Annotated in this window: 8 protein-coding genes and 1 pseudogene; 4 read left to right on the top strand and 5 right to left on the bottom strand. The window is 68.8% G+C overall.

Annotated elements, in window-relative coordinates:
* The 3 genes from B1964_RS20700 to B1964_RS20690 form a co-directional block, all read right to left on the bottom strand.
* Positions 1–1,957: BTAD domain-containing putative transcriptional regulator (locus B1964_RS20700; protein ID WP_172398914.1), on the bottom strand; the 1,957-nt coding region annotated here is incomplete at its 3' end.
* A gap of 15 nt (positions 1,958–1,972) precedes the next feature.
* Positions 1,973–2,545, bottom strand: coding sequence for a nitroreductase family protein (locus B1964_RS20695; RefSeq protein ID WP_079931113.1), 573 nt, complete (start codon positions 2,543–2,545; stop codon positions 1,973–1,975).
* A gap of 147 nt (positions 2,546–2,692) precedes the next feature.
* Positions 2,693–3,454 (bottom strand): PaaX family transcriptional regulator C-terminal domain-containing protein, encoded by a 762-nt coding sequence (locus B1964_RS20690; RefSeq protein WP_079931112.1) that lies wholly within the window; start codon positions 3,452–3,454, stop codon positions 2,693–2,695.
* Between the two features lie 94 nt (positions 3,455–3,548).
* Between B1964_RS20690 and B1964_RS20685 the strand changes: the two genes are divergently transcribed.
* The gene (locus B1964_RS20685; RefSeq protein WP_079931114.1) at positions 3,549–5,204 is read left to right on the top strand and encodes an acyl-CoA dehydrogenase family protein; all 1,656 of its coding nucleotides are present in this window, start codon (positions 3,549–3,551) and stop codon (positions 5,202–5,204) included.
* Here B1964_RS20685 and B1964_RS20680 read toward each other — a convergent pair.
* A complete protein-coding gene (locus tag B1964_RS20680) occupies positions 5,191–6,711 on the bottom strand; it encodes an MFS transporter (RefSeq protein ID WP_079931111.1) in 1,521 nt (506 codons plus the stop codon). The two genes, B1964_RS20685 and B1964_RS20680, sit on opposite strands and share 14 nt — an antisense overlap.
* A gap of 129 nt (positions 6,712–6,840) precedes the next feature.
* On the opposite strand from B1964_RS20680, the gene B1964_RS20675 reads away from it, so the two are divergent.
* A complete protein-coding gene (locus B1964_RS20675; protein WP_006369519.1) occupies positions 6,841–7,599 on the top strand; it encodes a TetR/AcrR family transcriptional regulator in 759 nt (252 codons plus the stop codon).
* A gap of 11 nt (positions 7,600–7,610) precedes the next feature.
* On the opposite strand, the gene B1964_RS20670 is transcribed toward B1964_RS20675, so the two are convergent.
* Positions 7,611–8,903 (bottom strand): hypothetical protein, encoded by a 1,293-nt coding sequence (locus tag B1964_RS20670; RefSeq protein WP_079931110.1) that lies wholly within the window; start codon positions 8,901–8,903, stop codon positions 7,611–7,613.
* A gap of 156 nt (positions 8,904–9,059) precedes the next feature.
* Here B1964_RS20670 and B1964_RS20665 point away from each other — a divergent pair, with 156 nt between their 5' ends.
* Positions 9,060–10,325 carry an aspartate kinase gene (locus B1964_RS20665; RefSeq protein WP_006369521.1) on the top strand — a complete coding sequence of 422 codons (1,266 nt, stop codon included), beginning with the start codon at positions 9,060–9,062 and terminating at the stop codon, positions 10,323–10,325.
* Between the two features lie 36 nt (positions 10,326–10,361).
* Positions 10,362–10,735, top strand: a pseudogene (locus B1964_RS20660) (aspartate-semialdehyde dehydrogenase); the annotation flags it as partial.

The raw sequence follows: 10,735 nt of genomic DNA, 5'->3' as shown, positions 1-10,735 counted from the left end.
TCGGGTGTCCGCCGGTGCGCACCACCCGCCACAGGGTGATCGGCAGCAGCCGGGCGGGCGCCCCGGGGTCCGCCGGGTCGGGGTCGCCGACGGCGGAGTCGAGGATCGCGAGCACCGCGTCGGTGGTCTCGTCGAGCCGCGCGAAGGCCTTGATGATGTCGGTGCCCAACAGTGCTCCCGCGACGTCGGTCACCAGTCTGCTCGCCCAGTCGACCTTCTCGCGACGCAGTGCGGCCTCGCGCGCCGGATCGGCAGCGGTGCGGGCTCGCGCGAATTCCCGGACCGTCTCGGTGAGTCGATACCGGGTCGCCCCGTCGGGATGGTCGACCACGACGGCGAGCGAATGATTGCAGACCTCGGCCAGTGATCGCTCGGTCACCTCGGTGAACATCAGGGCGTCGTCGAGGCGGACATCACCGGGAAGCGAGGCGAGTACCTCCAGCGTGCGCTGTGCACTGTCGGGCAACAATTCCCAACTCGTCGAGACGATCTCGGACAAGGAGCGTCGGTGTCCGCCGCCGGTCGGGGTGAGGAGTTCGAAACGGGAATCGACACGATCGAGGAGGTCGCGCGGCGACAGGTGCCGCAACTGTGCGGCCGCGAGTTCGATGGCCAGCGGTGAACCGTCCAGGCGTGTGCACAGCTCGCCGAACACCGCGACGTCGGTCGGTATCCCCGGTCGTAGTGCGCGAATCCGCCGCTCGAACAGTGTGGCGCCACGCTCGGGTGTCAACGGCGATACCGTGAGGACCCTCTCATCGACCAGGCCGAGTCCGATGCGGCTGGTGGCCACGATGGTGAGATCGCTACGTCGGGAACGGATGTCGGTGATCAGATCGACAACGAAGTCGATTAGATGCTCGCAGCCGTCGAGCACGATCACCGCGCCGGCGGCGGCCAGGTGTGCCAGGGCGGCGCCGGCAATGCCGGCGGCGGACGCCGAAGAAGCGGTTGGTGCAGCAGCGGTGCCCTGCTCGGGCAGCGCACCGCGGCCGAGCGCCGCCGCCACCGCCGCACGCACGTCATCGGGGGCACGCGCGGCGGACAGATCCACGAAGACATTCATCGGGGCATGGACGGCGATGTACTCGGTGATCAGACGCGTCTTGCCGATCCCGCCGGGACCCAGCACCGTCACCACCGACGACTCACGCAGCGCCACAGCCAACTGCGTCATCATCTCGGCATCGGCGAGGTACTCGTCGGAGGGGGGTGGGGGAGTCCGTGGCAGCGGTGCGTAGGTGAGCGCGGCGCTGTGGGCCGCCGCCAGTTCGGGTCCGGGGTCGGCGCCGAGTGATTCGGTGAGCCCGGCGACGATCCGGGCGTGGATCTGCAAGGCGGCGTTGGGGTCTCCGGCGGCAAGGAGGGCCCGCATGTGTACCGCGGCGAGATGCTCGTCGAGTGGTCGGCGCTCGCGCGCAGTCGCCAACTCGGTGGCCACGATCTGCGGTTCGGTGCGCAACCGGTGGCGCCAGTCAGCCTCCTGCAGTGCACGATATGCGCGTTCGGTGCGCGCGGCGAGCCGTTCGCGCAGTTCGCCGTCCGGGAGGTCGGTGCCCGGCTCGCCACGCCAATTCTGCAGCTCGGCAGCGTATCCGGTGTCGGATGACTGTGTTGACCGTGAGAGAGCCTCGGCGAGGGTGAGATCCGACACCGGTCCGTCGACGACGAGGCGATATCCCGCCGCCGACCCGGCAATCGTCCCGGCGCCGAGAATCCTTCGGAGACGCGAAATCTGGGTCTGGACCGCCCCGTTCGGGTTCTGGGGAGGTCGGTCCGGCCAGGCGTCGGCGACGAGCGCGTCGATGCCGACGGGTCGCGGGTGAGACAGGACGAGTGACACCAGCAGGCTGCGCGCCCGCCCCGAGGTGACCGGCGTCGGCTCGCCCGCGGTGGTGAACACGCAGACCGGCCCCAGGACACCGATCCGCGGGTGGGTCCGGGGTGCCTCGGTCACGATGTCAGGCCGGGATCACTGTGCGGCGGCGAACGGCTCGCCCCACCTGCGGGCGAACGCGATCTCGCTCAGCGGCAACCGTTCCCGGGGTTGGCTGTCGCGGTCGGCGACGTCCGGGTCGAGAAGCGTGGGGTCGTCGGCGAGGCGGCCGAGCGCGAGTATCACCATCGGCCGCTTGTCGGCCGGGACGTCGAATGCCGCGCGTGCGGCGCTCGCGTCGAAGCCGGCCATGGGATGGGGGTTGATCCCCATCGAGACCGCCTGGATGCTCATCTGGGCCACCGCGAGACCCAGGTCGACGGCGCCGTAGTCGTGCAGCTTGGCGTCGTCGGCGGCGTCGCTGGTGCACACCAGGATCAGGGCGCCGGCCGATGGCGCCCACCCCTTGTTGCCGCGATTGAGGGCGGCGGCCAACTGCTCGAACGTGGCGTCGCCGCGGAGTCCGACGACGAAGCGCACCGGCTGGATTCGCCCCCACGTCGGCGCCCACCGCCCGGCCTCGAGGATGTCGGTGATCTCTTCGGCGCTGATCGTGGCGTCGGGGTCGTATCCCCGCGCGCTCCAGCGTTCTTCGATGAGTTCGTGCACGCCGTCGAGACTACGTCGTCGTCTCGTGGCCGGCCGGCGAGCGCAGCGTGGCTGTCCTGCGCGGCGCACGAACTGGGCACTGTGGCCGAGGCCATCTCGGGCGAGCGCTGTGACCCGACCCGCCGGGGCTTTGGTCCGCGACACCGCTCAGCGCGGTTCGGTATCGGCGACCTGGTCCTCGCGGAGGTTCTCGCGCATGGCCGCGAGCCATGCGCGGTATTCGGCGTACACCGTGGTCAGCGCCTCGGCGGGCCAGCCTTCCGGGAGCAGCTCGTCGGGCAGCAGTGGGTCGGTCTGCAGGTGATGTACGGCGGCGACCATGATCCGGAACCGCCTCGGCTCGTCGGCCGCACCCCGGTCGGCGACATCGTCGAGAGCGTCGAGGAACGCGTGGCCCCGGCGCGACCAGGCGTCGAGATCCCACAACCGGTGGGTGAGTTCGGCGGAGCCCGACAGTGGGTGGGCCTCGAAGCAGGTCGACACCTCGAGGAGACGGGCCGAGAACGGTCGGTCCAGATTGGCGGGCCGGGTCCAGACGCCCTCGCGCAGTTGCGCAACCCGTTGGCGTGCCATTTCCGAGCGCAGGGCGACCCGGTCGGCGGCGTCGCGTCCGGTGGTGGTGACGACCGCCATCTCCCACAACCCGGTCCACGGCCGGCGATCGGGGGGCTCGACGTCTCGCTGGCGCTGCACGAGGCGCTCGGACAAGGTGTGGCCCGCGTCGTCGCGGATGAGGTCACCGCCGGCCACCATGCGCGTCAGCGCTACCCGCGTCGTGGACTCCGCAATGCCGAAAAGCCGCATGGCGCCAACGATCTCGCGCGCCGTCAGCGTCGGTGGGTGAGCACCGAGGAGCAGGCTCAGGATCGCCGAGCGCGCCGGGACGGGAGGGGCGAGCGGATCGGTCATCGCATCCGGACGTTACACCGCGCATCGCCGGCGCCGATGAATCGGCGGCATTACATCATTACATCAGATGATCGCCATGTGTAATGCTCGGTGGATGGCCACCCACGAAGTGACGAATCAGGTTCCTCCGCTGCGCGATGCGAATCCCGCCCGGTTCCCGGTCGTCGCCGACGCCATGCGGTATCTCGGCCTGAGTGCCGACGACATCGGTGCAGTCGAAGCGCTCGGCGCACTGGCGGGCCGCGCGGAGACCCTCGCGCTCGGGGATCTGGCCGAACAGCATCCGCCCGTGTTGCAGGCGTTCGATCGCTACGGCCACCGGATCGACGAGGTCTCCTACGACCCCGCCTATCACCAACTCATGGACCACGCGATAGGTCATGGGCTGCACGCGGCGCCGTGGGCCGATCCGTCTCCGCACGCCCATCTGCGTCGAGCCGCGCAACTCAGCGCATGGGGGCAGGTCGACGCCGGGCACCTGTGTCCGGTCTCGATGACCTATGCCGTCGTACCGGCGTTGCGGGCCGCACCCGAACTGGCCGCAACCTATGAACCACTGCTGAGTTCGCGCGTGTACGACCCGGGCCTGCGGCCTCCGCTCGACAAGCGTGGACTCATCGCGGGGATGTCGATGACCGAGAAGCAGGGCGGCTCCGACGTTCGGGCGAACACCACGACCGCGGTGCGCCACCGCGACGGTACCTATCGGATCACCGGGCACAAGTGGTTCACTTCCGCGCCGATGTCGGATCTGTTCCTCGCGCTCGCGCGGGCCCCGGACGGGCTGACCTGTTTTCTCGTCCCGCGGGTACTGCCCGACGGCACCCGCAATCCCTTTCTGCTGCAACGACTCAAGGACAAGCTCGGCAATCACTCCAATGCCAGCAGCGAGGTGGAATACGACGACACCGTGGGCTGGCGGGTCGGGGACGAGGGCGCCGGGGTCAAGGTCATCGTCGAGATGGTCAACCTCACCCGCCTCGATTGTGTGCTGGGGACCGCGACGGCAATGCGCACGGGCGTCACCCAGGCGGCCCACCATGCCGCATACCGCCGCGCATTCGGCACGACACTCGCCGATGCGCCCCTGATGCGCAACGTGCTGAGCGACCTCGCCGTCGAGGCCGAGGCGGCGACGACGGTGGCGTTGTGGCTGGCCGATCTGACCGATGTCGCGACCCGTGGTGATGCGCGTGCCGGCCTGCTCCGGCGAATCGCGTTGGCGGTCAGCAAGTATCACGTGTGCAAGCGCGGGCCCGTCCATGCCGCGGAGTCGCTGGAATGTCTGGGTGGCAACGGATATGTAGAGGACTCGCGCATGCCCAGGTTGTTCCGGGAGTCGCCACTCCTGTCGATCTGGGAGGGCTCGGGCAACGTCGCCGCACTGGACGTGTTGCGGGCCATCGCCAGACAGCCGGAGACGCTCGGGGTGTTCCTCGACGAGGTGAAGCGGGCGGGTGGGGCCGACCGGCATCTGGACCGGGCCGTCGCCGATCTCGAATCGACCTTCGGCGCCCTCGATCCCGCCGACACCGATGCCCTGCAGTACCGTGCCCGTCGCATCGTCGGCGACATGGCGATGGTGCTGCAGGGTTCGCTGCTGGTGCGCTTCGGTCACCCGGCCGTCGCCGACGCCTTCACCGCGAGCCGACTCGGCGGTGAGCAGGGAGACGTCTTCGGCACACTGGCCGCAGGCGTCGACACCCGGTCGATCATCGAGCGGGCCACACCGAAGATCAGCTCCCGCTGATCGCGTCCTTCGGGTTCCGCATCACGACAGCGAGGACGACCGCGAGCACGGTGAGTGTGATCACCGCGGCAAGCGAGGCGGCGTGGACCCCGTCGACGAAGGCTGCGCGGGCGGCGTCGGCGAGGGCGGTGCCGTCGGCACCCATGCCGGTCGCCCGATGCAGGGTCTCGCCGAGGGTGTCGCCGAACCCGGCTCCCGAACTGTGCTCGCGGAACACCAGCGTCGCCAGCGAGCCGAGCAGCGCAAGACCGAGCGCGGTGCCCAGCTCGAAGCTCGTCTCGGAGATGCCGGAGGCCGCACCCGACCGTTCGGGCGGAACCGAACCGACGACGACGTCGGAGACCAGGCTGAACTGCACGCCGTAACCGATACCGGCGATCGACGTCGACACCAGATAGATCCACAGCGGGCTGTCGGTGGACAGCCACAGCAACCCGAGGTTGCCCAGCGCGGCGAGCACCACCGACCCGATGAACGCGGTGCGGGTACCCACCCACGCCGAGACCCGGCTGGCACCGATCGAGAAGACGGCGACGGCGATCGCCATCGGCAGACCGGCCAGTGCCGCGGCCAGGACGTCATGACCCATCACCGATTGCAGGTACACGCCCGTCAGATACGACATGCCGCCCAACGCCATCATGCCCACGAGCGCGCAGGCGACCGCGGCACTGAAGGCGACGTTGCCGAACAGCTTGAGGTCGAGCAACGGGGCACGGGTACGACGTTGCTGCAGGAGGAACACCGCGAACATGATCACGCCAAAGACACCGATCCCCGCGACGACCGGGGTGACACCGTCGGCGGCCATGGTCTTGATCGAGTACACGATCGGCAGGATCGCCAGCAGTGACAACGCCACGCCGAGGAAGTCGAAGGGGTCGGTCGACGGCGCGCGGTACTCGGGAACCAGGCGCGGGGCGAGCACGAACAGCACGGCCAGTACCGGCACGTTGATGAGGAATACGACGCCCCACCAGAAGTGGTGCAGCAGAACGCCGCCCACCGCCGGACCGATGGCTGAACCGCCCGCGAAGGCGGCCGTCCAGACGCCGATCGCGCGAGCGCGATCGCGGGCATTCGGGAACATGTTGGCGATCAACGAGAGACTCGACGGCATCAGGGTCGCACCGCCGATGCCCATCAGTGAGCGGGCGGCGATGAGGACACCGGCGCTCGGCGCGAAGGCGGCGATGACCGAGGCGATGCCGAACATCGCGGCACCGGCGAGCAGGATCCGTCGCCGACCGAGCCGGTCGCCGACATTGCCCATCGTGATCAGCAGACCGGCGATGAGGAAGCCGTAGATGTCGAGAATCCAGAGTTGCTGGGCGGCGCTGGGGTCGAGCGCATCGGTGATCGACGGGATCGCCAGATAGAGCACCGAGAAGTCCATCGACACCAGCAGCACGGGCAGCGTCAACACGGCCAGCCCGAGCCAGGTACGGCGATCGGCGACCGAGGGGTCCCGGTGGCGCTGATCGGTCGTGCGGCATTCGGTGGTCATGAGGAGGGCTCCGTATCTGATGTCTGGGTGTTGGTGTCTGGGTATCTGGTGTCCGGATTCTGCATCCGGGGGTTCGCGTCGTCGCGGGTCGGCGCCCGCGTACGACGTACGCTCATAGACGGTACGGATATGGGTACGCTGTACGCAAGTGGAAAATTCCCGGTGCGGGGTGAGGGGAGCGTGGTGGTGGCCCAGTCGGTCCAGAAGCTGACGTCGTCGGCGATCGTCGAGGCAGCCATCGTCGTCGCCGACCGTGACGGGCTCGACGCGCTGTCGATGCGCCGGATCGCCGACGAACTCGGCGTCGGCGCGATGTCGCTGTACCGGCACATCGCCGACAAGGACGCGTTGCTCCACGCCATGGCCGAGGAGATCGGCACCCGGTTTCCCTATCCGGTGCAAGATTGCTCACCCACGTGGCGCGAGCGCATCGAGATCGCCGTCGACGTCGACTGGGCGCTCTACCAACGCCATCCATGGGTGGTGCTCGCGTATGCGACGCCGCGCTACGCCTTCGGGACCGAGTCGCTGGCCGGACTCGATTGGCTGATCGCCGGATTCGTCGACGTCGGTGTCGGGCACGTGCGGGCCGCGGAGATGGCCCTGGCGTTCTGGTCGTTCGTGAACGGCGTCGCGCTGGCCGCCGTCGGCGAACAGCTTCTCAGTGAGCAACTCCGGCGCCCGGGTGCCGAGGCGTCGCCGTCGCCGGCCGGCGGTCTGGCCGACCTGATCGCCGGGCGGCTCGCCGTCGACCCGACGACCCTGCCGCAGCTGGCCGCCCTCGCCGGCAACCCGGACGCGACCCGACTCTCGGACCCACGAGCGGTGCTCGACGCCGGGCTTCGCGTGCTGTGTGCGGGTTTCGCCGCCGAAGTGTCGGGTGGCTGAGAGTCCCGGACCTACATGGCGTGCGGGTACACCGTCAGCATGTGCGCCCCGAACCACGAACTGGCCAGGACGATCGGCACCACCACGGCCACCCCGATCGCCGGGCGGGCCCGGGCGAGGACGATGGCCAGCGGCAGGAGCAGCACGAACGCGGGCAACAGCAGCCGGGGTCGGCTCATCATGAGACCACTCGACGCCACGATCGACGCGGTGACCAGGACACCGTAGGTCAGGACCGGCCACGACAACCGGGCCCAGAGGGCCACCACCACCATCACCAGCGTCGCGACGATGATCCACGACGTCGCGACCGGTGCCACCTCGCCGGAGTTCACCAGTTGATCGTTGACGAAGGTGAATGCCGCGACGCCCCAATCGAAACGGGTGTCCCAGCCCTGGGTCTGGATCGTGAACCACCCTGTCGGTGAGCCGGTCTGGGCCCACACCACGGCCAGGTAACCGAGGTAGCCGAGCGGGCTGAGGACCACCGCGAACCAGGCGCGGGCGGTCGTCCACACCGACCACGGTGACTCAGACCGGCCAAACACGTCGATCAGCGCGGCCAGCATCACCACCCCGATGACGACCACTGCGGTCGGACGCACCGTCCCGACCAGGCACGCGCAGATCCCGGCGAGCACCCACCGCCGCTGCAACACACCGACCAGAGCCCAGATGCTCAGCGCACAGAACAGCGTCTCGGTGTAGGCCATGTTGAGGACCACCGACATCGGGGTCGCGGCGAAGATCGCGACGAGATAGAGCCCGACGCGCCGGGCATACGAGTCACCCGCGTCGGTGTGGTCGAGAGCGGCGAGCATCGGTGTCCGCCCGGCCATCCGCTCCACGCACAGCACACCCAACCGCGCTGCCCCCACCGCGGCCACACATCCGAGCACCAGATTCAGTAGTACTGCCGCACCGAACGGGCTCAGGAACGGAAGGTGGGCGAGTGCGCCCACGGCATACGGATAGCCGGGAAAGAAGGCGAAGGCGGTGTCGGCGGTGTGGTAGCCGCGGGCGTCGGTGAGCTCGACGGGCACACCGTCGTATCCGTGCTCGGCGATCGCGAGCATCCATTTGCCGTCCCACGCCGACAACGACTCCCGCAGCGACGAGCCGCGCAGCGCGTCGAACCGGGCCAGCACGAGAATCCCGACGGCACGAATCAGCAGGTAGATGCCGATCGGCGCGAGCCATGACCGCCACTCGGGGGTGGGTAGTGCGCTCGCCGCCGACGCGCGCGTCGGTTCGCCGGGGTCGGGTGTGCGCGCGTCGCGGCCGACGGCACTCGTGGTGGACACGCAGAGATGGTAGGTCAGCGACCTGTGGAAAGCGCGACCTGTGGAAAGTGCGATGTGAGCGGGGCGCCGAGCGGCGGCTGCGAGGTGCACGAGGGCCGCCGGTAAGGTTGTCCCGGCAAACAACGCATCGACACACCTTGCAGGAGGGCAGCCGACGTGGCACTCGTGGTGCAGAAATATGGCGGATCCTCGGTCGCCTCGGCCGAGCGGATTCGTCGTGTCGCCGAGCGCATCGTCGAAACCAAGAAGCAGGGTAACGACGTCGTCGTGGTCGTCTCCGCGATGGGCGACACGACCGATGAGCTGCTCGATCTGGCCCAGCAGGTCAATCCGGCGCCTCCGGCCCGCGAGATGGACATGCTGTTGACCTCCGGTGAGCGCATCTCCAACGCGCTGGTGGCGATGGCGATCAGTTCGCTCGGCGCGCAGGCGCAGTCGTTCACCGGCTCGCAGGCCGGTGTGATCACGACCAGCAGCCACGGATCGGCCAAGATCATCGACGTCACGCCCGGACGTGTTCGCGCGGCGCTCGACGAGGGCAAGATCGTGCTGGTCGCCGGCTTCCAGGGCGTCTCGCAGGACACCAAGGACATCACCACGCTGGGCCGCGGCGGCTCGGACACCACCGCCGTCGCGCTCGCCGCGGCGTTGGAGGCCGACGTCTGTGAGATCTACACCGACGTCGACGGCGTCTACACCGCCGATCCGCGCATCGTCCCCGATGCCCGGCGGCTCGAGACCGTCTCCTTCGAGGAGATGCTGGAGATGGCCGCGTGCGGCGCCAAGGTCCTGATGCTGCGGTGCGTGGAATACGCCCGCCGATACAACGTTCCCGTTCACGTGCGCTCGTCGTACTCGACCAAACCCGGCACGATGGTGGCCGGATCGATGGAGGACATCCCCGTGGAAGAAGCGATTCTCACCGGCGTCGCGCACGATCGCAGCGAGGCCAAGATCACCGTCGTCGGCCTCGAGGACCGGCCGGGTTACGCCGCCAAGGTGTTCCGCGCGGTCGCCGACGCCGAGATCAACATCGACATGGTGTTGCAGAACATCTCCAAGGTCGACACCGGCAAGACCGACATCACCTTCACCCTGCCGCGTGAGCTCGGGCCGCTCGGCGTGGAGAAGTTGACCAAGCTGCAGCAGGAGATCGGGTTCACCGAGGTCCTCTACGACGATCACATCGGCAAGGTGTCGCTGGTCGGCGCGGGCATGAAGAGCCATCCCGGCGTCACCGCCACCTTCTGTGAGGCGTTGAGCGAGGCCGGCATCAACATCGAACTCATCTCCACCTCCGAGATCCGGATCTCGGTGCTGTGCCGCGACACCGAACTCGACGACGCGGTGCGCGCGCTGCACGCCGCGTTCGATCTCGGTGGCGACGAGGAAGCCGTCGTCTACGCGGGAACGGGGCGGTAAGAGAATCATGGGCGAGCGAAGCGACGGGAGATTGTGATGGGGCTTTCCATCGGAGTCGTCGGGGCCACCGGTCAGGTCGGCGGCGTCATGCGAACCCTGTTGGCGGAGCGCAAGTTCCCCGCCGATTCGGTGCGGTTCTTCGCGTCGTCGCGCTCGGCGGGCAAGAAGCTGCCGTGGGGTGACGGCGAGATCGTCGTGGAGGATGCCGCGACCGCGGATCCGTCGGGGCTCGACATCGCGCTCTTCTCCGCGGGGGCGACGATGTCGCGCGAGCAGGCGCCGCGCTTTGCCGCCGCGGGGGTGACCGTCATCGACAACAGCTCCGCCTGGCGCAAGGATCCCGATGTGCCGCTGGTGGTTTCGGAGGTCAACGGCGAACTCGCCAAGAACCCGCCCAAGGGCATCATCGC

It is taken from the genome of Gordonia sp. i37 (assembly GCF_002043085.1).
Lineage (GTDB): Bacteria > Actinomycetota > Actinomycetes > Mycobacteriales > Mycobacteriaceae > Gordonia > Gordonia polyisoprenivorans.
This window is presented reverse-complemented; position numbering and strand designations above follow the sequence as displayed.

Excerpts from the sequence above, each read along its gene's own strand:
- B1964_RS20690 (WP_079931112.1), bottom strand. The coding sequence starts at position 3,454 with ATGACCGATCCGCTCGCCCCTCCCGTCCCGGCGCGCTCGGCGATCCTG.
- B1964_RS20685 (WP_079931114.1), top strand. The coding sequence starts at position 3,549 with ATGGCCACCCACGAAGTGACGAATCAGGTTCCTCCGCTGCGCGATGCG.
- B1964_RS20675 (WP_006369519.1), top strand. The coding sequence starts at position 6,841 with ATGGGTACGCTGTACGCAAGTGGAAAATTCCCGGTGCGGGGTGAGGGG.
- B1964_RS20680 (WP_079931111.1), bottom strand. The coding sequence starts at position 6,711 with ATGACCACCGAATGCCGCACGACCGATCAGCGCCACCGGGACCCCTCG.